23 protein-coding genes are annotated in these 26,287 nt (G+C 52.9%); 9 read left to right on the plus strand and 14 right to left on the minus strand.

Annotated elements, in window-relative coordinates; all coding sequences use genetic code 11:
* Nucleotides 1–3 precede the first annotated feature (3 nt).
* A complete protein-coding gene (locus NF683_RS03835; RefSeq protein ID WP_125751775.1) occupies nucleotides 4–552 on the plus strand; it encodes a 1,2-dihydroxy-3-keto-5-methylthiopentene dioxygenase in 549 nt (182 codons plus the stop codon).
* Between the two features lie 260 nt (nucleotides 553–812).
* On the opposite strand, the gene NF683_RS03840 is transcribed toward NF683_RS03835, so the two are convergent.
* Genes NF683_RS03840 through NF683_RS03865 form a run of 6 tightly spaced genes read right to left on the minus strand, consistent with a single transcriptional unit; the run spans nucleotide 813 to nucleotide 7,152 of the window.
* On the minus strand, nucleotides 813–2,123 hold the full coding sequence (locus tag NF683_RS03840) for a TRAP transporter large permease (protein WP_253921301.1): 1,311 nt from the start codon (nucleotides 2,121–2,123) through the stop codon (nucleotides 813–815).
* A gap of 1 nt (nucleotide 2,124) precedes the next feature.
* Complete coding sequence (locus tag NF683_RS03845; RefSeq protein ID WP_253921302.1) at nucleotides 2,125–2,622, minus strand: TRAP transporter small permease; 498 nt, start codon at nucleotides 2,620–2,622, stop codon at nucleotides 2,125–2,127.
* Nucleotides 2,623–2,673: 51 nt separating this feature from the next.
* On the minus strand, nucleotides 2,674–3,678 hold the full coding sequence (dctP, locus tag NF683_RS03850) for a TRAP transporter substrate-binding protein DctP (protein WP_253921303.1): 1,005 nt from the start codon (nucleotides 3,676–3,678) through the stop codon (nucleotides 2,674–2,676).
* 22 nt (nucleotides 3,679–3,700) lie between these two features.
* Nucleotides 3,701–5,053, minus strand: coding sequence for an acetyl-CoA carboxylase biotin carboxylase subunit (gene accC / locus NF683_RS03855; RefSeq protein WP_253921304.1), 1,353 nt, complete (start codon nucleotides 5,051–5,053; stop codon nucleotides 3,701–3,703).
* 28 nt (nucleotides 5,054–5,081) lie between these two features.
* Nucleotides 5,082–5,609 (minus strand): acetyl-CoA carboxylase biotin carboxyl carrier protein, encoded by a 528-nt coding sequence (gene accB, locus NF683_RS03860; RefSeq protein ID WP_253921305.1) that lies wholly within the window; start codon nucleotides 5,607–5,609, stop codon nucleotides 5,082–5,084.
* 25 nt (nucleotides 5,610–5,634) lie between these two features.
* Entirely contained in the window at nucleotides 5,635–7,152 is a 1,518-nt protein-coding gene (locus NF683_RS03865; protein ID WP_253921306.1) for a pyruvate carboxylase subunit B, read from the minus strand.
* Between the two features lie 333 nt (nucleotides 7,153–7,485).
* Here NF683_RS03865 and NF683_RS03870 point away from each other — a divergent pair, with 333 nt between their 5' ends.
* The 8 genes from NF683_RS03870 (at nucleotide 7,486) to NF683_RS03905 (ending at nucleotide 16,609) form a co-directional block, all read left to right on the plus strand.
* Nucleotides 7,486–8,694 carry an acetyl-CoA C-acetyltransferase gene (locus NF683_RS03870; RefSeq protein ID WP_089040699.1) on the plus strand — a complete coding sequence of 403 codons (1,209 nt, stop codon included), beginning with the start codon at nucleotides 7,486–7,488 and terminating at the stop codon, nucleotides 8,692–8,694.
* Nucleotides 8,695–8,705: 11 nt separating this feature from the next.
* Nucleotides 8,706–10,856 carry a 3-hydroxyacyl-CoA dehydrogenase NAD-binding domain-containing protein gene (locus NF683_RS03875; RefSeq protein WP_089040698.1) on the plus strand — a complete coding sequence of 717 codons (2,151 nt, stop codon included), beginning with the start codon at nucleotides 8,706–8,708 and terminating at the stop codon, nucleotides 10,854–10,856.
* A 1-nt stretch (nucleotide 10,857) separates the two neighbouring features.
* Complete coding sequence (locus NF683_RS03880; protein WP_253921307.1) at nucleotides 10,858–12,015, plus strand: acyl-CoA dehydrogenase family protein; 1,158 nt, start codon at nucleotides 10,858–10,860, stop codon at nucleotides 12,013–12,015.
* Nucleotides 12,016–12,069: 54 nt separating this feature from the next.
* Complete coding sequence (locus NF683_RS03885; RefSeq protein WP_089040696.1) at nucleotides 12,070–12,831, plus strand: SDR family oxidoreductase; 762 nt, start codon at nucleotides 12,070–12,072, stop codon at nucleotides 12,829–12,831.
* Nucleotides 12,828–13,946: a CaiB/BaiF CoA transferase family protein gene (locus NF683_RS03890; protein WP_089040695.1), complete on the plus strand. Its 1,119-nt coding sequence runs from the start codon at nucleotides 12,828–12,830 to the stop codon at nucleotides 13,944–13,946. Before NF683_RS03885 ends, NF683_RS03890 begins: the two co-directional genes overlap by 4 nt.
* Before the next feature lie 11 nt (nucleotides 13,947–13,957).
* Nucleotides 13,958–14,725: an enoyl-CoA hydratase/isomerase family protein gene (locus NF683_RS03895; protein WP_089040694.1), complete on the plus strand. Its 768-nt coding sequence runs from the start codon at nucleotides 13,958–13,960 to the stop codon at nucleotides 14,723–14,725.
* Nucleotides 14,726–14,754: 29 nt separating this feature from the next.
* On the plus strand, nucleotides 14,755–15,819 hold the full coding sequence (locus NF683_RS03900; protein WP_157698069.1) for an OmpP1/FadL family transporter: 1,065 nt from the start codon (nucleotides 14,755–14,757) through the stop codon (nucleotides 15,817–15,819).
* Nucleotides 15,820–16,009: 190 nt separating this feature from the next.
* Entirely contained in the window at nucleotides 16,010–16,609 is a 600-nt protein-coding gene (locus NF683_RS03905; protein ID WP_089040692.1) for a TetR/AcrR family transcriptional regulator, read from the plus strand.
* Between the two features lie 44 nt (nucleotides 16,610–16,653).
* Here the strand turns inward: NF683_RS03905 and NF683_RS03910 are convergent, their stop codons facing one another.
* From NF683_RS03910 to mtnK, 8 genes are all read right to left on the minus strand, one after another.
* Entirely contained in the window at nucleotides 16,654–17,169 is a 516-nt protein-coding gene (locus NF683_RS03910; protein ID WP_198361412.1) for a DUF4334 domain-containing protein, read from the minus strand.
* Between the two features lie 69 nt (nucleotides 17,170–17,238).
* Nucleotides 17,239–18,648 (minus strand): coniferyl aldehyde dehydrogenase, encoded by a 1,410-nt coding sequence (locus NF683_RS03915; RefSeq protein ID WP_089040690.1) that lies wholly within the window; start codon nucleotides 18,646–18,648, stop codon nucleotides 17,239–17,241.
* A 15-nt stretch (nucleotides 18,649–18,663) separates the two neighbouring features.
* Nucleotides 18,664–19,590, minus strand: a complete 927-nt coding sequence (locus NF683_RS03920; protein WP_157698068.1) for an alpha/beta hydrolase — start codon at nucleotides 19,588–19,590, stop codon at nucleotides 18,664–18,666.
* 20 nt (nucleotides 19,591–19,610) lie between these two features.
* The gene (locus tag NF683_RS03925) at nucleotides 19,611–21,167 is read right to left on the minus strand and encodes a class I adenylate-forming enzyme family protein (RefSeq protein ID WP_089040688.1); all 1,557 of its coding nucleotides are present in this window, start codon (nucleotides 21,165–21,167) and stop codon (nucleotides 19,611–19,613) included.
* Complete coding sequence (locus NF683_RS03930; RefSeq protein WP_089040687.1) at nucleotides 21,164–22,843, minus strand: GMC family oxidoreductase; 1,680 nt, start codon at nucleotides 22,841–22,843, stop codon at nucleotides 21,164–21,166. Before NF683_RS03930 ends, NF683_RS03925 begins: the two co-directional genes overlap by 4 nt.
* Nucleotides 22,833–23,690, minus strand: coding sequence for a flavin-containing monooxygenase (locus tag NF683_RS03935; RefSeq protein ID WP_253921308.1), 858 nt, complete (start codon nucleotides 23,688–23,690; stop codon nucleotides 22,833–22,835). Before NF683_RS03935 ends, NF683_RS03930 begins: the two co-directional genes overlap by 11 nt.
* Nucleotides 23,687–24,322, minus strand: a complete 636-nt coding sequence (locus NF683_RS03940; RefSeq protein ID WP_253921309.1) for a flavin-containing monooxygenase — start codon at nucleotides 24,320–24,322, stop codon at nucleotides 23,687–23,689. Before NF683_RS03940 ends, NF683_RS03935 begins: the two co-directional genes overlap by 4 nt.
* 589 nt (nucleotides 24,323–24,911) lie before the next feature.
* On the minus strand, nucleotides 24,912–26,177 hold the full coding sequence (gene mtnK / locus NF683_RS03945; protein WP_253921310.1) for an S-methyl-5-thioribose kinase: 1,266 nt from the start codon (nucleotides 26,175–26,177) through the stop codon (nucleotides 24,912–24,914).
* Nucleotides 26,178–26,287: the final 110 nt, after the last annotated feature.

The raw sequence follows: 26,287 nt of genomic DNA on the forward strand, positions 1-26,287 counted from the left end.
AGAATGTCGCAACTGAAAGTATTTGCTGATCAGAACCCTAACGATGCCCTGCTAGACATCACCGACGGCGAGCAGATAACTGCTGAGCTGAACAAGGTAGGTGTGCTGTTTGAGCGCTGGGCAACGCCGGGCGAAATTGCCGACGATGCCACCCAGGAAGACATTTTGGCGCTCTACCAAGACGACATCGACCGGGTAAAGGCCATCGGCGGCTATCAAACCGTCGATGTGCTGCACATGGTGCCCACGCACCCAGACAAAGACGCCATGCGCCAGAAGTTCTTAAACGAACACCGCCATCACGAAGACGAAGTGCGCTTCTTCGTTAAAGGCCAGGGGCTTTTCTGCCTGCATATTGAAGATAAGGTGTATCAGGTGCTGTGTACTCGCAATGACCTGATCAGCGTACCTGCTAACACGCCCCATTGGTTTGATATGGGCCCAGCGCCAGAATTCACTGCACTGCGCTTCTTCGATAACGTTGAAGGCTGGGTGCCCCACTGGACAGAGAGCGATATCGCCGGGAAGTTTGATCGCCTGGATCAGTTGTAAGCTGAGAATCGTAGAAGCCAGTTGTAGCCCTGCGTAAGCGCGTGCACCCGCGAAGCAACCCGCCAGCGTTCTGAGGTTGGCACCGTGACTGGATCGGTCACGGTGCCATCATCTAGGCGGTATCATCGCCGTCGCGAAGTTCGTTACACCGCGCTAGGGGCAAGCGCTGATAAAAACGCCTGCTGGTTATACGTCTTGGCAATGCTCAAGACGTGGTCTGGCTGACTGCTTACAACGACGTGCTGAAAGCTTGATTCCGCCTATAACACACTTGGCAAGTAAGTTATAACTTGCGGAAAAAAGTAGAAAAGCACAATTGAAGCGAGAAACAACGCGACAACAGGCCAGGCACTCTTATATATATCAGATATTAAAACGCTATTAGCAGAGCCTTTTAAAGCAAAAAGCGTATAACCGAAAGGAGGCGTCAGGCTACCCACTGTCAGATTAATTAAGAAAATAGTCCAAAACCAAATAGGTTCAAAATTGTATGCACTAACAATCGGCGCATAAAGGGGGATCGCCAACAATATAAACGCAAACTGATCAATAAACATACACAACACAAAAGGAATCAACATTAATATAAAAAACATCATCCAATCACTAAGCTCAAGCGTGCTGACAAAATCAATCAGCCCTGAAGTGGCACCCATAAAGGAAAGGAGCTGTCCAAAAAGCTTTGAACTAGCCACAATGATCACGATCATAAGGCTAATTTTCACAGATGACTGCAAGCTCTCCCATAACATTTTGAGATGAAAAGACTTATATATAGACGCAGTAATAACAGCTCCCACCACACCAGTCGCAGCAGCCTCTGATGGCGTAGCAACACCTAGCAAAATCAACCCCATAACAGAAAAAATAACGATGAAAAATGGAGATGCTTTAAGCACTTCACCCAGTTTCTCCTTAGTTGAATAATTTTCTACGCCTGCATTATTATCAGGAGAAAGATTTGGGTCTCGTGAAACACGAAAATATATGTATAAAAAGAGAATCAAAGATATTAAAAACCCTGGAATGATGCCCGCAACCAGGAGACCAGCAATAGAGGTATCACGAACTAACGAGCCAATCACAATGACAAGCAAACTGGGTGGAATGATTGGCGCTAAAGAAGCACCACCAAGTATTGTAAAATTCGTTAGATTCGTGTCATAGCCAAGCTTTTGCATTTTCGGCAAAATAGAACGTCCTAACATAGCAGCAACAGCTGCTGCTGCACCTGAAAGCGCTCCAAAAAAAGTCGACAGCCCAATAACTAAATAATACATCCGGCCATTAACTTTACCAATCCACTTATCCAGTGCTGTGGACAAAACATCGACAGCTCCAGATCTAAACAATATTTCACCCATCAAAACAAATAACGGTATAGTAACAAAACTTTCTGATGTTAATGTTTCATACATGCTATTACTGAACATGCCGAAACCTTTCTCTCCTAGCGTTAGCAAAACACCTGTTATATTAGCAATTAGGAATGCCACAAAAACCGGAAGCCCTACTCCCATTAACACAAGTAAAAACAGAAAAGAAATCGTAAGCATCCAGTACCATTCCATTTCAAGTTCCTCTTCTAGTTAACAACACCTTAGAAAACTGATTCCTTAACAATATAACAATTTGCAGAGCAGACAAGATAAAACCCAGAGGTATAAATAAAAACACACACCACTTTGGAATACGAAATGAACCTAATGTATTAATACCCGTTTGGTACAATCTAAAGAACTCTATTGCAGAAATGTACGTTACATAAGAAACAACCAAAAAAGTCATTCCATAAATAATTAGCCTCATTGTATTTGAAATTTTTTCTGAGGAAAAATCGAGCAGAATAGATACCGCAATATGGCCGTCTTCTCTAGTTACCTCTGGCAACGCCAGCATTAATGATGCACAGAACAGGAAAGTAACGGTATCAGTAGCCCATGATGTCGGAGCCGCAAAGAAGTAACGCATTACTATTTCTATACAAAAAACAATGACAATAAGCCCTAAAGCTAAAGAGGCCATAAAAAAACAAACTCGGGTGAGCACATTAATTATTTTCGTCAACATAGATAAAACCTTATATGGCTGGGGAAAAACCCAGCCATAAGATGGCCGCTATTAGTAAGACATATCAGCTGATTTTGCCAATTCACGTAATTTCCGAGCATCATCACCACTTTGCTCTTCAGCTACTTTCCATACGCCTTCAGCCCACAGGCGCTCATGATCGTCAGATTCAGCTTGGCTAAAAGAAGTAATCTGAACCCCATTATTCTTAAGAAAATCTGCTTCTTTTTGTTGCAACGCATCAAAATGGGCAACAGAATCAACTTCAATTTGCTTACCAGCTTCGACAAGCACTTCTTGAGCAGCGGTATCTAATGAGTTCCAGCGATCAAGATTCATAAAAATCATTACGCCGACTTGTCCAAATTCGGGATCCGTCATGTAGCCAATAATTTCGTGCCATTGAAGATCACTAGCGCCAGTCAACCCCCAGGCGGCACCATCAATAACGCCGCGTTGCAATGCTGTATAAATATCTGTCACGGGCATATTTACTTGAGCACCACCAAGCTCTTCGATAATAGATTGGTATGAAACCGTCCCGCGAATACGGCGCCCTTCCAGTCCTGGCTCTCCTGTAATAGGATCACGAAGATAAAAACGGAAGCCCTTTGTACCAGTAGATGGCGCTGAGATAAGCTTTAGCCCACGCTCTTGATAATGCTCATCAATATAATCAATGATACCTTCCTCGCGACGTTCAATAGGATTTACGTCGATAGCATCAATAGAAAGGCCTACCCCGGTTGTTCCGGAGTGATAAGCTGGATGTGTAAATAGCAAATCGAATGCCCCAGCTTGAACAGGCTGCAGCTGCTCAAATGCAGGCACTACATCAGGCCCATGTACGTTAATCCGTACACTGCCACTAGATAATTCATCTACCCTATCAATAAACGCAGGACCAATTTCTCTGTACCAAGCAAAGTTTGAAGGATACCCAGCCAGCATACTAAGCTCCTGAGCTTCAATTTCTGAAGATAATCCAGCAACTGAAGTACTTGCGACAGCAATTAAGATTGCGCAGTGCTTAATTTTATTTTTTAGCTTTTTCATACATTATCTCTTATTTTTTAAATTATTTTTCGAGTAGACTTGATACAAAGGCCGTATTGAAATCTCCAGACTTAAAGCTCTCACTATTAATTAGTTCGCTATGAAAGCTGGCTGTTGTCTTGACACCTTCGACCTTCATTTCAGATAAGGCTCGCGTCATCCTAATAATGGCTTCATTACGATCAGTTCCCCAGCAGATCAACTTGCCGATCATAGAGTCATAATAGGGAGGGATTTTATAGCCACTTACTAAGTGGCTATCCATGCGGATGCCAAAACCACCTGGTGGTCGATAGTAATTAATAGTGCCTGGACAAGGCATAAATCCGTTCTGCGGGTCTTCAGCATTAAGACGGCACTCTATCGAATGGCCATACAGCACGACATCTTTTTGCTTACACTTCAACTGCTGACCATCTGCGATCTTTATTTGCTCTTTAATAATATCAATTCCCGTAATCATTTCAGACACAGGGTGCTCAACCTGAACACGAGTATTCATTTCGATAAAATAAAATTTCTTATCTATATTGTCGAAAACATACTCTACTGTTCCAGCACTTTTATAGTTAACTTTTTCAGCCAAGCGTACAGCAGACTTGCATAGATCTTCACGCTGATCAGCGCTTAGTGCTGGCGATGGAGCCTCTTCGACTAACTTCTGGTTCCTGCGCTGGGCGGTACAGTCACGCTCGCCAAGATGAATACAGTTAATACCATCAGAAAGTAATTGAACTTCAATATGACGGATATCTATTAAATATTTTTCGATATAAACAGATGAGTCACCAAAAGCAACTTCAGCCTCAGACATTATTTCATTCAAATCTTGCTCTAAGGTCTCTCTTGAATTGACAACTCTCATTCCTCGACCACCACCCCCTGCAGAAGCTTTGATAAGGAGTGGAAAACCGATTTTTTGTGCTATTTCCAACGCTTTTTCAGGCTCTCTCACAGCTCCATCAGAACCCGGTATTGTAGGAACTGAGGCAGAATCAGCTATTTTTCTAGCCTCTATTTTATCTCCCATTTTGCTAATTATGTCAGCAGATGGCCCAATAAAAACTATTTCATTTTCTTCACATTTTTTTGCAAAATCTGCTTTTTCTGAAAGAAATCCATAACCAGGATGAATAGCATCTACGCCAAATGCTAACGCTGCGCTAATGATTGTTTCTTGGTTCTGGTAGCTAAATTGAGCCGGTGCGGGGCCAATGCAAACGGCAGCATCAGCGAGCTGCACAGGCAACGAGTCTTTATCAGCTTCTGAATAAATAGCGACACTTTTTACATCGAGCTCCTTACAAGCTCGAATTACCCGGAGCGCTATCTCTCCACGGTTAGCTATCATAACGCTTTTTATTTTTTTCAACATGGGCGGCACCATTTAACCAAGAAGAGAATCATACTTTCTCAATAAGCATTATGGGCTGACCAAATTCAACCGGCTGCTGATCTTCTACGTAAATTTCTTTTATTCGACCATCTACTTTAGCTTCTAAATTATTCATCAACTTCATTACTTCGATAATGCAAACAATTGATTTTGGACTCACCTGCTGCCCTACCTCAACGAAAGCAGGAGCTCCTGGCTTTGGTGATTTATAGAAAGTGCCCACCATGGGCGCTTTGATTAAAACCTCATTCTCACCAACCGTCACTTCACCTGCCGGTGCTGCTGGACTTTCAATCGGCACACTTACCGAGTCTTTAACCTCAATTTTTTCTTGCGAACTGGAGCTAGACGCGACTGGTGCTGGCATTGGTGCTACAGGCGCTTGAGAAGTGACATCGCGGTTAGTATTTTCATTACGACTAATAAAAAAATCTAACCCATTACATGAAAGCGATAGCTCACGGATATCGCCACTCTCTTTAACCCACTTAGTTAGTTGTTTCAAATCATTAAGGCTGATATCTAAGTCTTTCATTACAGTTTTTCCTTCTATAATTATTTTAACGTGAAATTGAAACTTTCAAATTACCAGTGGACAAACTGACTCGTTTTTCATCTCCGCCAGCAAGGTCTTTGATGAAAGCAATAAGTTCACCACTATAGACATCTCCAGACTCGCCATTGGTAATTGCGTCTTTCATTGCATCAACTTGATTACCCGCGAACATAGCACGCAGCAATAGTTCATCTTTTGTTGCGTTTGGATACTGCTGGGCAAGATCACCCATCATTGGTTTAGGTAATGTTGGTTTCTCACTGATCTCCGATGATCCATTTTTAAGTATCTTTTTGTAGACATCTGGATCAACTGGCCCTAACAGGCGCCCATAATAACCAAGGACATACTTTTTAATTTCATTCGGCACAGTGCCATAGCGCTCACCCGAGATAACGTTCATTACTGCTTGTGTTCCCACAAACTGGGCAAAGGGAGTAATCATAATTGGCCATGCCAATTCTTTTCTTACTTTAGCAATTTCCTCTAATAACTCTTCATACCGTTCCCCCAAGCCCGCCGTTTCTAGCTGAGCATGAAAGTTTGATAACATCCCTCCTGGCAGTTGGTGTTTGTAATGTAAGGGGTTATATTCTGCAGGCTTACCTTCTGGCTTTCCTTCGACTTCACAAATATGTTTAAAGTAGCGGCTGACTTCATCGATTTTTTCATCGTCAACATTGACTATGTAACCAAGCTCTCGCAATGATTTGACGATTGTCTGAGTAGCAGGTTGCCCAGCTCCATTTGACAACGGAGAAATAGATGTGTGTAGAAGGTCACATCCAAGCTCGACAGCTTCTAAATATACGAGTGGGCACAATGAGGTTAAACAGTGGCTATGAAGCTCAAGTGGGCGATCGCCAATGACTTTCTTAACAGCAGGTACTAAAGTACGAATTCGCTCTGGAGTAAGTAACCCTCCAGCGTCTTTGAGCATGATTGCGTCTACATCTGCTTGTTCAATTAACTCAATAGCAGTATTTACAAAAAGCTCATCTGTGTGTACTGGGCTTTCGCAAAAAGAAAGTGCACCAAATGTATAAGCCCCTAGCTTCTTAGCACGCTTTAAACAACGGGCAATATTAGAAACGTCATTCAATCCGTCAAACGCTCCAATAACTCTAAACCCGTTGTTAAACAACTGGTCAACCCACCCATCAATAACATCATCAGGAAGGAAGTCGAATGAGGCGATATTTTTGGAACGAATAAGCGCACGAAAATTTGTTTCAGGCGCAGCCTTATGTAGTTCTCTTACTCTCTCCCAAGGGTCTTCTTTTAAGTAACGTACTGAAACATCAAACTGAATAGGTGCCATCATATCAATATGGTGGAAGCCAATTTTATTCATTGTTTCTGCGATACCCAGCATGTGATCAGTGCGCATGCGCGTTGCCCAAAGGCTTTGGTGAGCATCTCGAAAAGTTGTATCTATAATTTTAATTTCGCGCTGACTATTTTTGGGGCGCCCCCCCTCCCCAAAAATAGTAGCAATACTTTTGTATTGTTCTTTGCTCATTATTCTCTCGCCCATATCTAATATTATTTGCTTACTTTCAAGTCCACCTTCGAGTGTATTTATACTCGCACAATGAACACTAATGTTCAAAATAGATCACAACTGTTCTTTAGTCTAATCCTCAACCCGCTCTGTAAGCGTGGCTATCCCTTAGCCCACGCCAACGCACTATCGCGCCCTTACGAACCCCATGATCCGGGCTTCCACTGGAATTATTGACGTAATAGCGACGGATCAAAATTAAACACATGTGTTTATAATTGACATATTATGTTTATTTTAGCTATAAAGTGTCAACTGCAGCCAAAGCCCCTCGCACGAAGAGAGAGCAAGATGACCGAGACCGTATATGTTTACGATGCCATCAGAACGCCGCGATCAAAGGGAAAACCGGACGGTGCGTTGAACGAGGTTAAGCCCATCAATCTTGTCACGACATTGCTGAAAGAGATGCAGCACCGTCACGACCTGGACACGTCACGTGTCGACGATGTGGTACTGGGCTGTGTCAGCCCTGTACGGGAACAGGGAGCCGTTCTGCCAAAAATTGCACTGCAAAAAGCCGGGTGGGATGAGAGCGTGCCAGGCGCGCAGGTCAACCGCTTCTGTGCGTCTGGTCTGGACACGTTCAATGCAGCGGCCTCGCGGGTCGCTTCTGGCTGGGAAGACCTAATTTGCGCTGGCGGCTACGAAAGCATGAGCCGTGTGCCCATGGGCAGCGACGGCGGGCCTTTTTCCGAAGATCCGGAAACGGTGCTTGCCACCGGCTTCGTACCGCAAGGCATCGGCGCTGACCTGATTGCCACCCTCGATGGCTACAGTCGCGAGGATGTCGATGAGCTGGCGGTCAAGAGCCAGAAAAAAGCCGCTGCCGCTCAGCAGGCCGGCTACTTCGATAAGTCCGTCGTGCCGGTGCGCGACGAGAATGGTCTGATCGTGCTCGAGCGCGACGATTTCATCAAACCGCACACCGACATTCAGACCCTTGGCGCGCTTAAACCCAGCTTTGCCGGGATGGGGAGATACGGATACGACGCCGTGGCGCTCGCAAAGTACACCGATGTGGAACGGATCAACCACGTTCACACCCCTGGCAATAGCTCTGGAATCGTGGACGGTGCATCGCTGGTGATGGTCGGCAACGCACAGGTTGGCAAAGATCTGGGGCTGACGCCTCGCGCCCGAGTGCTCTCGGTTGCCGTCACAGCGAGCGAGCCTACGATCATGCTGACCGGCCCCGGTCCCGCGGCCAAAAAGGCACTGGCCAAGGCCGGGCTGACCGCAGAAGACATCGATCTGGTGGAAATCAATGAAGCCTTCGCATCAGTGGTGCTGCGCCTCCAAAAAGATCTGCACGTGCCCGATGAAAAGCTCAACGTCGTCGGCGGCGCGATCGCTATGGGGCATCCCTTAGGGGCGACTGGATCAGTGTTGGTTTCCACCATGATTGATGAACTGGAGCGCCGCCACCTAAAGCGTGCGCTGATCTGCATGTGTGTGGGCGGTGGAATGGGCATCGCCTCAATAATCGAGCGCGTTTGAGGAGCAGAGGCATGAGCGAATACACCTATGAAAAAGACGCCGACGGTATCGTAACGGCAACCTTTGACGCCTCAGACAAAGCCGCAAACACCATGACCATGGCTTGGCTGGACGCCATGTTCGAGTTGATCGAGCGGCTGAAGGCCGAACAGGGGCTGACCGGGGTCGTGCTCACCTCGGCCAAAAAGACCTTCTTTGCCGGTGGCGACCTGGAGGACATCCTCGCCAATGACATGAGCCCGCAAGAGCTCATGGACTACATCGAACGAAACAAGGCCCCTTTCCGGTTGCTAGAAAAACTTCCGGTGCCCGTAGTGGCGGCGATCAACGGAGCGGCTCTCGGTGGCGGATACGAGATGTGCCTCGCCTGCAATCACCGAATCGTCGTGAACCATCCCAAGGCCGTCGTCGGCCTGCCCGAGGTTCAACTGGGCTTGCTGCCCGGTGCCGGTGGTGTGGTGCGCCTGACCGCTAAACTGGGGTTGGAAAAAGCCCTTCCGCTGCTCCTTGAAGGCAAGCAGTTGCGTCCGACAGCCGCGCTCGAACTTGGGCTGGTTGAGCAGGTCGTGGACACGCTTGACGCCTTGATCCCAGCCGCCAAAGCATGGGTCAAGGCCAACCCCGAGGCGCATGTGCAGCCATGGGACCAAAAGGGGTTCAGTTATCCCGGCGGCGGCGCCGATGCCCCCAATGTGCGCATGGCAGCAACGATGGCGCCGACCATGCTCTTCAACAAGACCCGCGGGTTAATGCCTGCACCGGAAAAGATCGTGGATATCGCAGTCAATTCGATGCGGATGGGTTTCGACAGCGCCTTGCGCGCCGAAAGCCGCGGCATCGTCGCTCTGATCCCGACACCAGAATGTAAGGCAGCGATCTCGACCTTCTTCTTCGGCATACAAGCGGTGAAATCGGGCGCCATCCGTCCGGAAGGCTCAGAGTTTCGCTTCGAGAGTACCGCCGTTTTGGGGGCCGGCATGATGGGTGCTGGGATTGCTTGGATCAACGCATTTAAGGGCATTCACACAGTGCTGACGGATATTCGCATTGAGAACGCCGAACAGGGCAAGACCAATGCAGAGACACTGGCCAACAAACTGATCGCCCGTAAACGCATAACAGAAGCTGAAAAGAATAAGCTGCTAGGGCTTATCCAACCCTCGGAGGATCACCGCGATCTCGAGGGTGTTGAGATCATCATCGAAGCGGTCTCTGAAGACATCAATATAAAAGAGCAAGTAATCGGCGCTACCTTTGGCAGATTATCCACAACAGGGTTCTATGCCTCCAATACCTCCTCGCTGCCGATCTCAGTTCTGGCGGAGTTCTGCCCTGATCCAAGCCGCTTCATCGGTCTGCACTTCTTCAGCCCAGTCGACAAGATGAAGATTGTCGAGATTATCTGCGGCGCAAAGACCAGCACCGAGACACTGCGCAAAGCCTATGACTATGTCGCTAAGATCGGCTATCTGCCGATCGTGGTGAATGACGCCCGAGGCTTCTTCACCAGCCGGGTCTTCGCGACTTATCTCGATGAAGGTTTACAACTACTCCAGGACGGTGTTGCTCCGATTGAGATCGAACGAGCAGGCTGGAAGGTGGGCATGCCAGTCGGCCCGCTGGCGGTCCATGATGAAGTATCAATGGAGCTAACCCGCAAGGCATTTGTCACCCACCAGGAACTTGATCAGCGCCTGGGCGAGGAGTCGGCATTCGGCCAACACAACACGGCAACCCAACGCATCGGGACAATGATGTGCGAGATGGGCCGCCGAGGCCGTAACTGGGATGGTGCCGGCTTCTACGACTACCACGCCGATGGCAGCAAATCGCTGTGGAAAGGACTCGATCAGTTCATGATTGAGGATCGCGGCGTTTCCCTGAGCGATGCGATGGATCGGCTGATGTACCGTCAGGCGATCGAAACCCTACGCTGCCTCGATGAAGGGGTGCTAAACACCGAGGTGGAAGGCAATGTGGGCTCGATATTTGCCATCGGCTTCCCTGCTCATACTGGCGGCGCGCTGCAATTTATCAAAGGCATCGGCCCTGCCACATTCAAGGCGCGAGCCGATGAGTTAGCCGCCCAGTATGGCGAACGCTTTAGCGTGACACATGCCCAGCTAGGTCGCCTGCGCGGCATTTTGAAAGAGGCGGCTTGAGATGCTTGATCGCCCTCTATTCAACGAAGAGCACCATATGTTCCGCGACTCTGTCCGGAAGTGGGCCGAAGATGAGGTTGTGCCGCACCATGACACATGGCAACAGGCCGGCATGGTCAGCCGCGACGTCTGGGAGTCCGCCGGAAAACAGGGCTACCTCGCCATGTATGCAGAGGAGGAGTACGGCGGCCTGGGTCTGGATGATTTCCGCTTTGATCAGATTCTGATAGAGGAACTGACGTGGCGTGAAGCGGGACTTTTCATTCCTCTGCATAACCGAGTGGTCGGTCCCTATTTCCGCAAGTTCGCGACGCCCGAGCAGAAGGCCCGCTTCTTTCCAGGAATCGTCGCGGGCACCAATATACTTGCCATCGCCATTAGCGAGCCAGGAACGGGCTCGGACGTCGCGGGCATCCGGTCGCGGGCCGAGAACAAAGGCGATCACTGGCTGCTGAACGGTGCCAAGACGTTCATATCCAACGGCATTCTGGCCGACACGGTAATCGTTGCCGCACGTACGGCCCCCCAAAACGCGAGGTCGCTAGGGTTATTCCTGGTGGAGGCTGGCATGCCGGGTTTCACGCGCGGACGCAAACTCGCAAAGCTTGGCCTGCACTCGCAGGATACGGCCGAACTGTTCTTCGATGATGTAAAAATCCCGAAAGAGAACGTGCTGGGCGATCCGACCCAGGGCTTCAAAGCGATGATGGTGGGCCTGGCCGAGGAGCGGCTGACCGGAGCGGCATCTTATGTCGCACGGGCCGAGCGCGCCTTTGAGGTGACGCTTGCGTACATCAAAGACCGCAATGCCTTTGGACGTCCGATCGGCAGCTTTCAGAACAGCCGCTTCAAGATGGCCGAAATGCGTACGCAACTGGATGCCGCTCAAGTCTTCGTCGATCACTGCACGGCGATGCATCTGGAGGGCAAGTTAACCGCAGATCTAGCGGCACAAGCCAAGCTGCTCACCTCCGAGACCGAGGGACGGGTCGTGGACGAATGCCTGCAGCTACATGGCGGTGCCGGCTACATGCGGGAATACGAGATATCCCGCCACTACGCGGATGCGCGGATCAGCCGGATCTATGCTGGCACATCGGAAATCATGAAGGAAATCATCGGTCGCAGCCTCGGCCTTGACGAACGTGGCATGAGGTAGCGTGCCTTTAACTGTTTTTTTAGGCGTTACCCAAGTCAATTAGGAGTACGTAACATGCAGCTCAAGCATACAGTGACAGCCATTACCGGCGGTGCATCGGGGCTAGGAGAAGCCTGCGTTAGAGACCTCGTCGCCCACGGCAGCAAGGTCGCAATCTTCGATCTGAATACTGAACAGGGCACGGCACTGGCCGAAGAGCTGGGGCCAGATGCCCTCTTCTGCGCGGTCGATGTGACCAATGAGGAGAGTGTTGCTGCGGGGTTTGATGCGGTGGAGGCAGCGTTCAGTCGGGTATCAGCCGTCATCAATTGCGCCGGGGTCGCGATTGCCGTCAAAACCCTGGGGCGCGATGGGCCGCACGCCTTGTCGGCCTATCGCAAGGTACTCGACATCAATCTGGTCGGTAGCTTCAATGTTGCTCGTCTTGCTGCCCAACGTATGCAAAATAACACTCTAAATGACGACGGCGAGGCCGGTGTCATTGTCAACATGGCCTCGGTGGCCGCCTACGACGGCCAGAAGGGGCAGGCAGCCTACTCCTCCTCCAAAGGGGGGATCGCGGCGATGACCTTGCCCATGGCGCGCGATCTGTCGAGCTACGGTATACGTGTCAATACGGTCGCCCCGGGACTCTTTTTGACCCCCATGATGGCCTCGCTGCCCGAGGCGGCGCAGATGTCGCTCGCTCAACAGCCACTGTTGCCCAAACGCCTGGGCAAACCTTCCGAACTTGCCCACCTCGTGCGGTTCATAATTGAAAATCCCTATATCAATGGTGAGGTGGTGCGTCTGGATGGCGGAGTACGTCTGCCATGAGTGGTCCGCTGACAGGCTTGACGGTAGTCGAGTTCACTGGGCTCGGACCAGCACCGTTGGCCGGGCAATTGCTCGCGGACCTCGGGGCGGACGTGATCGCCGTTGATCGGAAGTCAGGGCCTGTTGACAAGACCGACATCAATCGCCGAGGCAAACGCTCCATCGCCGTTGACCTAAAGTCGGCGAAAGGGCGCGCCGCTATCCGCCAGGTCATCGATGGTGCGGATGTTCTGATAGAGGGGTTCCGCCCTGGTGTGATGGAAAAACTAGGCCTTGGACCGGACGATCTGCACGACCGGTTGATCTATGCGCGGATGACCGGCTGGGGGCAGACCGGTCCTTTAGCACAGTGCGCGGGCCACGACATCAATTACCTCAGCCTGACCGGGGCGCTGCAGATGATCGGCGCGCCGGATCGACCGCCACTCCCCCCACTCAATCTGGTCGCGGATTTCGGCGGCGGCTCGATGTTTCTGGTATTTGGCATTTTAGCGGCGCTTTTTGAACGTCAGACCTCAGGCTTGGGACAGGTGATTGACGCCGCGATGGTTGACGGCGTACCCGCCATGATGGGGTTGCTGCACACGATGGCGGCTCGAGGCCAATGGCATGATACGCGAGGGCGTAACCTTCTTGACGGTAGCGCTCCCTTCTACCGCTGCTACGAGACCGCTGACGGAAAGTATATGGCGGCTGGCCCCATTGAGCCCCAGTTTTTTGCCGAGTTTTTGGAACTCGCTGACTTGCCGAAAATGGAAAGCGCCAAGCAAACCGATCCTGAGCAATGGTCCGAGATGCACGCGCATTACGAAGCGATTTTCAAGATGCGCACACAAGCTGAATGGACCAAACGCTTCGAGGGCACTGATGCCTGTGTGTCCCCAGTGTTGAATCTCGCCGAAGTCGCTGACCATCCTCACAACACTGCACGTGGGATCTTCGCCAACCATGACGGCGTCTTGCAGGCCGCCCCGGCTCCCCGCTTCAGCCGGACCCAGGCACAAGCCCTTCGATCCCCTGGTGCACCCGGCGCTGATACGGAAGCGATCCTGCGTGAGGCGGGCTTTAACGATTACAACATTGCAGCTCTGCGTAACAGCGACTGCCTGACCTGAGGAACGCCGCCATGAGCTTAGTATTGTTAGAGACGGCTGGAGCCGTCGCCACGATTACTCTGGATCGCCCGCAGGCCTATAACGCCTTTGACAAAACGATGCGCTCGGAACTCCTCCAGGCGCTAACCACGGTCGAGACGGACCCCACTCTGCGGGTTTGCATCATCAAAGGGGCTGGGCGTGGGTTTTCGGCGGGCAATGACCTGGGTGACTTTGACTATGACCCGATCTCCGACCTGATCGTCGGAGAGTATCTGCCGCTTATTGAGGCCATTCAAAACAGCCAGAAGCTTTTTATCGCTCAGCTTCACGGCAGTTGCGCAGGCATCGCCACGGCAATCGCCATGAACTGCGATTTCATCACAATGGCCGACGACAGCTCACTCTACCTGGCCTTCGCAGCGATTGGCATCGTCCCAGACGGTGGCTGCAGCTTTCAACTGATGAATGCGATGGGGTACCACCGCGCCCTGGAGGCCATCGTTGAAGGTCGTCGGATCACCGCCGACGAATGCAGGGAGTCTGGCATCGCCAATCGGGTTTTCAGCGCTGGGGTACTGGAATCCGAAACCCGCGCCTGGGCAGAGCAGCTTGCGTGCACGGCTCCCTTGGCCAACGCCGCAGCGAAAAAGCTTTTGCGCGGCATGGTTGGCCGCCCCCTTACCGACACCTTGAAGGCCGAGGCCGAAGAGCAGAATGCCCTCGTTAAATCCAACGACTTCAAACGCGGCGTATCCGCATTTCAGAAGAGAACGACCCCGTATTTCAGAGGGGACTAGCAAGACACACCAACACTGAAGGTGGAAACATGACAATAACAAATAAACCAAAAATGAATAAACTTGGAGGAGCTGCCTTCTTGGCACTCACCGCCAGCAGCGCATCAGCCGGGGGGCTTGATTTAAGTGGCCAACCGATATTGCCCCTGTTCGAACAAGGTATCTATGCCGAGCTTTCCGTTGCCAGTATCAACACGGATATCTCCGGGACCGATGTGTCTGGCCAGCCTACCGGCAAGATTAGCGAGAGGTTCTTTACCTACAAAGGCGCTTTGAAGACCGATGCGACAGAACGCTTGTCGCTCGCCGTCCTATGGGATCAGCCGTTCTATGGTCAAAGTAAGTACGGTGCCGGCCTGTTCAGCGGGCTGGACGCTAATCTAGACAGTCAGGCACTGACCTTTGCTGCACGCTACAAGTTCAATGATCGCTACAGCGTCTATGCTGGGCCGCGGATTCAGCAAATGAAAGCTGATGCGTCCTTCCCACTCTTCGGCTACTCTCTGGATACCAGCACAGAGACCGACCTGGGGTATGTAGTGGGCGCTGCCTTCGAGATCCCTGAGTATCACACGCTAGTCGCATTGACCTATCACTCCAGCATCACCCACTCGCTGGAGGCGACAGAGAGCGGCATCAACTCAGGAGCGTTCGATATTGTGTGGCCCGAGTCCTACACCCTCGATTTCCGGGCACCAGTCAGCCAGTCAACCCTGCTATTCGGTAGCATTCGCCATACCAAATGGGATGGGTATGATATCAGCCCTCCGATATTTTCCGCAGATGGATCGTCAATTCTGGCCCTTGAAGATGATACCACCACCTACAGACTGGGGGTGGCGCAGAAGTTCAATAACACCTGGAGCGGCCTTGTGCGCTTCACTTATGAAGCCGCCAGTGACGATGAGCAGGTGATCTTCAGCCCTTACAATGGCGTACGCGGCGTGGGGCTGGGAGCAAGTTATCAGCGCGACAAGCTACGCATCACCGCAATGGCAGACTACTTCGATCTTAAGGGTACCACCGGCCCTGTCGGAGACTTTGACGGCGACAGCGCCATAGCGGTTGGCATGCAGATCGGCTACCACTTCTGATCTCGCAGTAAGTTGGTAAATTAACGCTCCGCGACCCTTACCACGTCCAATCTGGCCGAACCTGAAGCTGGCCAGATTGGATTTTTTTGAACAACCCACTAGACTTTGGACGATAATGACCATATTTTTTATAAAGTGTTCATAATTACCCTCATCTGATAAACAATGGATAAACGTCAATGGATGATGCATGATGAATAGAGTTCAGCAGCGACTTCATAATGCCGCCCTTAAGCTCTTCGCGGAAACAGGCAGCCAGCAACTCAATGTGAGCGAACTTGCCAAAGAAGCCGGCGTTGTTCGCGGTACGGTCTACAATAACCTTTCCGACCCCGAGCGCCTGTTCGATCAGGTTGCTATACGTGTGGTCGAGGAGATGAATGAGCGGATCCACAAGCGGCTCACCGGGATTGAAGATCCGGCCGAGCAGTTCAGCATCACGCTACGTGCCCCTCTACAACGCATCATGGACGAACCCGTGTGGGGGCGCTTTCTGGTCCAGTTCGCTATTTCCAATGCCGAGTTAAACAGCTTCTGGCGTGGTGTTCCCACGACGGCGATGCTGCGCGGCATAAAACAAGGCCGGTTCGAACTGGAGCCCGCCGAGGTGGAGGCGTTTCTGACTCAGGCGGCTGGGGCGACTTTCTCCTTGATGATCCTCGTTTTAAACGGCAAGAAGACCTGGCGAGACGCTGGAGAAGAATTGGTTTTCTGGCAATTGCGTGCTCTGGGGCTGCCAACCGATGAAGCTCGCAATATCGCGAGAAAGGAACTGCCCAGCCACCTGTGAAGGTCCTGAGCAGCTTCGCCAAGATCAAACAGAGCTACAGAACCTCAGGCCTCGCGGTGCAGCTTGAAGAAATAGGGCTGATCCATCCCGCGAAAGTCCATCCAGCCCATCACAGTGTCGGCATCAAGCTGGGCAAAAATGTCGTGGATGGGTTTCGCATCATACAGCATCGCCGCATAAGGTCGGCCGCGAAACTCGATCGTGCGAAGACGTGCTTTCGGCTTTGACGTCCGCATCAACGGATAGATAATCGGGAAAAGCACGGGTGTAATCCAATCGCGAAGCGGCAGCACCTCCACCAGCGTCATGGGTATCATTGCCGGGTTGACGGCAACCCGCCCCCAGACCGGAAGCGTGTGGATCAGGGGATATACCGCTTCGTTGCTCTGGAAGTCTTTCCCATGCCAATAGGAGGCTTCCAGCAGCCCATCTCTGGGATGGTCAGTGTCGATTCCTTCCCCTCGCCAACGCCCGATCATCTGATCAGCCTTTGCTGGTGGCAGGCTGTCGAAAAGCTCGATCGCCTGCGCGGTTGTCATTTTTTCATTATTTGTTTGCATTTGCGGTTCCTCAGTGTCGCCCATATGCCGCCAGGGATTCGCGACGCGCTATCGCGCTCGATACACTTCTCAGATAATCTTTCTCAGCAGCTTGCCAGCTAACTGCTTGTAGGGACGCATCGGTGGATTGAAAATAAAGCTGGTGTTCAGCTTGGGTTGGTAAAGAACGGACTTCAGGTGGCTGAAGGTGTCGAAGCCCGTCTTGCCGTGATACGCCCCCATGCCGGACTCCCCCACCCCGCCAAAGGGCATGGTATCTACCGCAACGTGCATCATGGTCTCGTTCACGCAGGCCCCGCCGGACAGGCTTCGCGTCACCCACGCATCGCGTTCAGCTTTGTTGTCGGTGAAAATATATAGCGCCAAAGGCGATGGCCGCGCGGCAACGAAGCGCATGGCCTCGTCCTGCGAATCATAGGGAATGATCGGCAGGACTGGGCCAAAAATCTCCTCCTGCATTGCTCGGATGTCCAGCGGCGGGTCAATCAACAGCGCCGGGGCCTCCTTGCGGGTTGTCGTCTGGCGGGTATCACCCACACGAATTACTCTAACGCCACGTGCCTGGGCTTCCTCGATCATTCCCTGAAGGCGTTGCTGGTGACGGGCTGAGATAATCGCGGTGTAGTCATCGGATTGCGCCACATCCGGGAAGAATTCATTGATCACCGCAACGAGCTTGCTGGCAAAGCTATCCACTAGGTCGCGCGGCACGAGCGCGTAATCGGGAGCCACGCAGACTTGCCCGGCATTGACGGTCTTGCCGAAGGCGATGCGCTTGGCCGCATAGGCCAGATCAGCGTGTTGGCCGATAATCGCCGGGGATTTGCCGCCGAGCTCTAGTGTCACCGGGGTCAGGTTGCGCGCCGCCGTCTCGGCGACCTTGCGCCCCACCTGGGTCGAACCGGTGAACAATAGATGACCAAAAGGCAGTTCAGAGAAAGCCGCCGCCACGTCAGGGCCGCCAAGCACCACCTCAACTTCGCTTGGGTCGAACACTTCATTGATCATTTCTTTCAGCACATCGGAGGTGCACGGCGTCAGTTCAGAAGGCTTCAACATCACACGATTGCCTGCTGCGATCGCCGCAGTCATCGGGCCAGTCGCCAGATAGACGGGGAAGTTCCACGGCGAAATAACGCCCACCACGCCTTTGGGTTGCGGTATCACACGCCCTCGCCCCGGCAGCAGATGCTTGGGTGTGGCGTATCGACGTGGGCGCATCCAGTGGCGAAGATGGCGCTTATTCATACGAACATCGCCAATCGGCACTGTCACGTCGAACGCGGCTGCTTCACTGCTGCTGCGGTGGCTGAAATCCTCTTTCATTGCAGCCATGAGTGGTTCGGAGAAACGATGCAGCGCCAACTCAAGCCGCTTCAGCCGATCCCTGCGCGTCGCATAATCAGGATTCGGTTCGGACAGGTGCGCTTGCTGCATTACGCGAAACCGTTCCTGCATGCAGTGGATGGTATCTTGCATGGCTGTTGCCTCCATTCACGCATCAGGCGCGTTAAAATGTAATCTCACAAAGGCAGCGATACGATCAATTGCCGCGTCTGCCTCGGGCGAACGACCCAGATTCGTGGGCCAGATATGCGGCACGTCGGGCTGTTCGAACAGCTCCGCAGTAGCCCCGGCTTCGCGCAGGCGATCGACCATGCGGTGGCTGTCGTCACGCAACACTTCCCCAGCCCCTACCAGGATAAGGCTCGGTGGCGCGCCTTCGAATTCCCCCCTCAGCGGTGACACGCGCGGGTCCGCCGGATCGGTACCGGCCAGATACATCTTTCCGGCGCGTTTAATCCAGGACATCGGCAACATTAACTCGGACTTGCGATTGGTGGTGAAGGACTCACCGCTGAGCTCCATATCCACGAAGGGACTGATAGCGACCACGCAGCGCGGCCTCGGAAGGCCCTTGGACAAGATGTGCTGAAGCGATGAATAGACTAACCCAGCGCCCGCACTGTCCCCGGCCAGCACGATCTGGTCGCCGTCATAGCCTCTATCCAATAGGGCACGATAGGCGGTCAACGTATCGTCAAGCGCGGCCGGGAAAGGGTGCTCGGGCGCCAAGCGATACTCTGGCAGTATTGCGCGCAGGCCGCAGACACCCGCTAGTCGCGCCGCTAGATGCTTGTGGGTCGCAGCACCGCCAACGGTAAAGGCACCCCCATGCAGATAGAGGATCACCCCATCGAACCGCGGTGTTCCCTGATCGCACCACAGGGCTGGAACCGAAGCACCGGCAGCCCAAAGGTTCGTCGGCGTAAACTGCATGTCGGAATAGGTCTTGTAGGCAAAACGCGCGTAGAGGCCTGACGCTCGGCGGAGCAATGGCTGACTGCGCACGCATGCGACCAAGGGCTTTTCGAGATATCGTGCGCGGAAATTCACCACACGCTGGGCAAGGGATACCATGCTGTCTCCTTTCGGCAGGCTCATTTCGATTCAGCTTCGAGCGTTTTCAGATGCCGCGCACGCAGCTCATGCTTGAGTACCTTGTTCATTGGCGACAGCGGTAATTCCTCGACGATAGAGATCGAGCGTGGACATTTGTATCCCGCAATTCTCTCCCTCGCGTGCGCCTGAAGATGCTCCAAGGCTGGCGCTTTTTCGCCTACCGGGACAATAACGGCGTGCACCGCCTCACCCCATTTTTCATCCGGCACGCCGATAACGGCGACCTGGGCGACATCCGGATGGGTGGATAATGCGCTTTCCACTTCGACGGAGTAGACGTTTTCGCCACCGGTGATAATCATGTCCTTGATGCGGTCTTTCAGGTAAAGCACGCCCATCTCATCCACATAGCCCAAATCCCCTGTTCGCAGCCCACCATTGCGGATCGCCTGCGCTGTGGCTTGCGGATTATTTTGATAGCGCGCCATGATGGCGGGGCTGTAGATGACGATTTCGCCTGCGTCGCCCCGAGGTAGTTCACAACCCGACTCATCTTCGATCTGGATACGCACCGCGGGCGAACCGGGTTGGCCTGCGGCGTGGATTCTGGCCAGGTCGCCGACGTGGAACTGGGTGCCGAGAAAAGCACAGATTCCCGCCTCCGTCATGCCATAGCCCTGTGTAAAGCCAGCATTGGGAAAATTCGCAAGTAGCTGCGCCATTAACCCCTGAGTGATCGGTGAGGCACCATAGAGAATACGCTTTACACCAGAAAAGTCCCCTGGGTCGAAAGCCTCGTCCGAAATCAGCATTTGCATCATCGTTGGCGCGAGCCCCAATTCATCAACGCCGAAGTTGTTGACCGCGGTAATGATCAGGTCGGGTTGAAATTTCGGAACGAGGAAACTGGTCGACCGCTGTGCCAAGCGCGCGAACGCCGGTACGACGCCAGCAATATGGAAGAATGGAAAGCCGCTTAGATAGGCTCTCGCAGCACCAGGGAAATCAGCCTGAACACTGATTTCAGCCGCCGCCATCAATGTTTTATGGGTATGGATCACACCTTTGGACCTGCCGGTCGTACCACCGGTATAGAGGATAAGCACCTCCTTGTCCGGATCGCGATCAAGCTCCAGCACCACCGGCTCGCCGGTGACCTCGGCCAGCGGCCTGATACCTTCGGGCTCCTCGCCCGGCCCCATAAGGATGATTTCCTGAACGACGTCGGTCTTGGCTTGTATCGCCTCAGCCAATGGCAGGAACGGCGCTTCGACTGCCAACACTGCGCAGTTCGCATCCTCAATCGCGTAGACCAGCTCGTCCGGTGACCAGCGCAGGTTCAGCGGTACGGCAACCAACCCGGCCAAACCGCTGGCGCAAAGAGTCTGAAAGGTCTCGACCGAGTTGAGCCCCAATATCGCGACACCCGCGCCCTGATGCACATTTAGCGACTTCAGGCCATTGGCGGTCCTGCGGGTCAACTGGGCGAATTCTGGGCCAGACAGGCTACGCCCACTGAGATCGAGAAAGGCCGGGCGACCGGAGTCGGCGCGTTCGGCGAAATCGAAAAGCTGGTCAAGCGTGCTTGGCTTCATGGTGTATTCCCCATGTTGGACGCCTCGGCCCTCCCCCGGCCGCTGGCTGTGCTCGTTGGTAAAATCCCCGCATCCTCGAAGATCATATCGGCGGCTTTCTCTGCAATCATGATGGTGGCCGCATTGGTGTTGGCGCTGATCAGTCGTGGCATGATCGACGCATCGACCACGCGCAGCCCCTGCACCCCATTCACACGGAGACGGGGATCCACAACAGCACCCACATCGCTGCCCATCCGGCAGGTACCGACCGGGTGATACACCGTATCGGCCTTGTTGTGGATGATATCTAGCAGTTCAGCATCGCTTCTAACGTGACCCGTGGTGAAGTTTTTGCTGATCCTGTTGGCAATCGGAGGTGTCTCCATAATCGCCATCACCTTTTTCACGCTTTTCAGCAGCAGTGCGGCATCACGTTCATCGGAAAGAAATTGCGGGTCGATCAGCGGCGAGTCCATTGGATCAGGGGATCCCAGGCGCACCGAGCCCCGGCTATGGGGTCGCAAAATGCAGGCATGGCAGGAAACACCATAGCCTGGCCTGATCTGGCGTCCATGATCTTCGATGCGAGCGATAGCGAAATGCAACTGCGTATCAGGCCAATCATCACCCTCCTCGCCGACAGTGAAAAATGCTCCACCTTCGGCGAAATTACTGGTAAGCATGCCCAGTCCGTCGCGCTTCCATTGAAATATGGACTTGATCAGTCGCAGTCCGCCAGCAATGCCGACGCCAAACACATCGGTGGTATTGACCCGGTAAGCAAGCACCATGTCGATATGGTCCTGCAGGTTCTTCCCCACTTCTGGCGCATGATAGACAACCTCGACCCCGTGCTCGGAAAGGTCCTCAGACGGGCCGATCCCGGAGAGCATAAGCAGTTGCGGCGTCTGGAAAGTGCCGGCGGACAGAATCACTTCTTTGCGCGCAAAGATCGTCTCTTGCGTCTTACCGCGCTGGTAAAGCACGCCTGTCGCGCGTTTGTCCTCTATCAGAACCTTCTTGGTGAAGGCGTTTGTGATGACCGTCAGGTTCGGTCGGTGCATTACCGGATGCAGATAGGCGGCCGCGGCTGAGCAGCGCTCGCCGCGCTTGGAATTGTGGAATTGGTTGACCTGATAGGTGCCGATCCCATTCTGGCGCTCCCCGTTGAAGTCATCGTTCCGAGGTAGGTTATTGGCCTCTCCGGCACGGACCCATTCCTCTGTGATTTGGCGTGGTGAAACGGGATCGCTGACATGGAGCGGCCCATCGCCACCATGGTAGGCATCCGCCCCGCGTACATTGTTCTCAGAACGTCGGAAATAGGGCAGTACTTCGTCATAGGACCAGCCATTACAGCCCATTTCCGCCCAGCCATCGTAGTCGCGACGGTTTCCGCGGGTATAGACCATCGCGTTAATCGCTGACGACCCCCCTAGCCCTTTGCCACGCGGCTGATAGCCCCTGCGCCCATTCAATCCAGGTTGCGGGATGGTTTCGAATATCCGATTATTTTTGCTTAGCGGGATGCTTGCCATCTGCGTTACCACCCCAGTAGGCAACCTCACCATAAGGGCCTTACCATCGCCTCCAGCTTCCAGAAGGCAGACACTGACATTGGGGTTATGTGAAAGGCGCGCGGCCAAAGCAGCGCCTGCCGAGCCTCCACCAACGATCACATAGTCAAACTGCATGGGCCACCTCTGATGCCTCGAACAGTCGCATCGTTAGTTCATCGGTGTTCACGGACGCCATGGATTTGACGAAATTGTCCCAAGGATAGGGAAACACGGCGGGAACGCCGTCGGCATCCAGGTACCAGCTCTGGCAACCAGCCACCCAGACAGAGCCTTCGAGACCATCTTTGATGTAATTGGTGAATGACTGCACTGCTTCAGGCGTTGGCTCAATCTCATCCGCTTGTTTATCGCGCCAGAGATTAATCAACTTCAGCACATATTCGACTTGCTCCTCGGCGATACTGATAACCGAGTTATTGCCAACGGGTGAACCAGGGCCCAGCATCAAGAAATAGTTGGGGAAATCCTCCATCAAAACAGCTCGGCTGGTGCGGTATCGGCCTGCCCCCCAGCTATCTTCAATGGTATGCCCAGCGCGTCCGACAACTTCCATCGGGCGCATGTAGTTGAAGTTGTAAAACCCGGTGGAGAACACCAGCACGTCCAACTCGTGGAGCTTTCCATCCTCGGTTCGCACACCTCTAGGTTCGATCCGCGTGATGCCGTCAGTAATCAGATGCGCATTGGGCTTCTGGATCGCGGGATAGAAGGTAGTATTCACCACCAGTCGCTTGCATCCAACACCGTAGTCCGGCGTCAACTTCTGTCGCAGGCTCTTGTTCCGCACTGCGAAGCGCAGATGTGATTTCACCAGGGCCCTCATTAGCGCACCTTGTACAGGCGCTCCGACGGTGGCCTTGATAATGAACTGCTCAATAAAGGTTTTGTAGCACCACTTCCAGAACCGCATGCGCTCAGGCTTTTTCCGCCAGCGGTTGCGCAGCCACTCCGGGAACTTCACGTTCGGGAACGGAAACACCCACTGCGGCGTGCGCTGGAAAACGCTGACATCGGACCTGCATTGACCAGCTCGGGAACCACCTGATGCGACGTTGATCCAGTTCCGATCACGCCAATACGCTTGCCAGTCAGATCGACATCATGATTCCAACGGGCGGTGTGCCAGCTGGCGCCTTCAAAATCCTCCAATCCATCGATTTCAGGATACCTAGGATGATGCAGTAGCCCCGTAGCCGCTATCACAAAGTCGACAACGAATATTGCGCCCTTATCCGTTTTGACGGTCCATTTTCCCAGATCATCGTAAACACAGGAGGTCACGATCTCATTGAAGCGGACGGCTCCCGTCACCCCGTATTTCCAACCAACGTACTCCATATAATCCTGCAGTTCTTCGCCCACTGCGCACTGATGCTTCCAGGGAATGGGTTCGAAGGAGTAGCAGTAATGATGTGATGGAATATCGCAGGCGACACCAGGATAAGTATTGTCGCGCCATGTACCGCCGACGCGGTCGGACTTTTCGATGATGGTGATGTCGGTGATGCCAGACTCGCGGAGCCGGATTGCCGATAGCATGCCCGTTGCTCCTGCCCCAATAATGAGCACCGAAGGGTTTCTTTTATTGTTCATATAAGCGTTCCTCTCCACGCTTTTTGTTCTTAATATAAGCGCTCCTCTCCACGCTCAGCTTTCCGTGACAATAACCCTGCTGACAGGGCCTATGCGGCCATGGATAATCTCCGTCCTAATATGTCGGATAGATCAACCATATTTTGAACACATATGTCTATCTACAGACTATTATGTCCCCTTTTGAACGTCAACGGTTTTAGCGGTCTAAATTCAAGATAAAGCCGTTAAGCAGATTACTGCTGAGGTGAACAAGGTGAGTGTGCTGTTTGAGCGCAGGGAAACGTCGGGCGATATCGCCGGGAAGTTTGATCGCCTGGATCAGCTTTGATTAGTGAATAGTAAATCGTAAGTAGTGAATCGTGGGAGATAGCGCCGCCCGCGGGTGCCTCATACGCTCGTCCCTCGCGAGATTCGTTGCACCGCGCTACGGGGCTTAACAATAGTTGAGTTGGGCTCATTATGTAGCGCGGCGTAAGCGTCAGCGCACCCGCGAAGCAACGCGCCAGCGTTGCCGAGGTTGGCACCGAGGCGGGATCAGCCACAGTGCCATTATCTAGAAGTCCATTATATCGAGAGGGGTAAGCGTTTATAACACCTCTTGCTGGTTATACGTCTTGGCAAGCTCCGCCAGCGCGGCAAAATCACAGTAAGCCTCCGGCTCCATAATCAGCGTTTGGCCCATCAGCACATTGCGTGCTTCAAGCTTGGCACGCAGCGCGGTGTCTTCGATCTCTTCAAAGTCAGCGTTATGGGCCAGCGATAAAACGCGGCGATGCATTTCAATGCCGCAATAAGCCAGTGCATCAAGGCGAATCTCTTCAAGCAGCGCATCGCAGGCGTCATCGGCACTGTTTCCCTGCGCTTCAAATAGCGCCTTGGGGAACAGAATGCCGGTGCGTTCGGTTTGCCACAGGTGGCGGAACTCAGCGTCAAAGCGGGTAAAGCACGCTTCAATCACGTCAATAATCCACGCTTGGTAGGCATCAAGCTCATCGGCTTGGCGGTGGGCGGGCTGGCTGAAATAGGCCATCAGGAAGTTGGCAACGGCCATGCCTAGGTCAAAGGCCATTGGGCCATACTGGGAAAACTCGGGATCAATCACCCGCACATCCGACTCGGTGGCCATAATTGACCCAGAGTGCAAATCACCGTGCAACATGGTTTCCGTGTTCGCAGTGAACTTCATCAACAACCGCTGCACTTTAGCTTTTAAGCGCGCATTACGGCGCAGTTCATCCACTACCGGCGAAAGCTCTGGCGTATGGCGGTTCATTTCGGCGCCATAATAGGGGTCGGTAAACACTAGGGATTCGGTAATCGCAGGAATCGCCACGTTGCCTGAAAACAGCCCCACGTCGGCTTTCTTCTCGGTGCTGCTTAAGGAGAGTTCCGAGCCACGAAACGCCATGCGCGCACAGAATTCACCGATGGTTTCGCCAAGCTGAGCAACCCGCTCACCGCTGATCAGTTTGCGACGCAGAATCGTGTGCGGGTAAAGGTACTCCATGACAATCAGCGCTTGGGGCTTGTCGAAATAGAACACCTCAGGGGCGATGCCCGGCGCACGCTGGGCTTGGCGTACCAGGGCGTAATACTCAAAGTGGGCGCGATAAAGTGGCAGCGGCCAGCTCTCACCGACCATACGCACATAGGGTAGCGCTTGTTTTACCACCACGCTTCCCGCACTCCCCGATACAATGAACACCAAGTTGAGATTGCCATCCCCTACTTCGCGAATCTGCCACTGCTCAGGGTTGGCGCCCACTCGGCTTGCCACTGCCTCGACACTCCCCAACCGCTGGGCCAGAGTATCTACCTCTAACGCTTGATAGGCCTGTTCGTGTGCCACCATTTTATTCCTCACGAAAAATGCGTTTTTATTTGTCACACTGGGGAATGGTTGTCAAACACCTTCATACGCAAGCGTAGCGAAACCGTCATAACACGATTAGCCCAGCAACC

Source organism: Halomonas sp. MS1, from assembly GCF_024182575.1.
Taxonomy (GTDB): Bacteria; Pseudomonadota; Gammaproteobacteria; order Pseudomonadales; family Halomonadaceae; genus Vreelandella.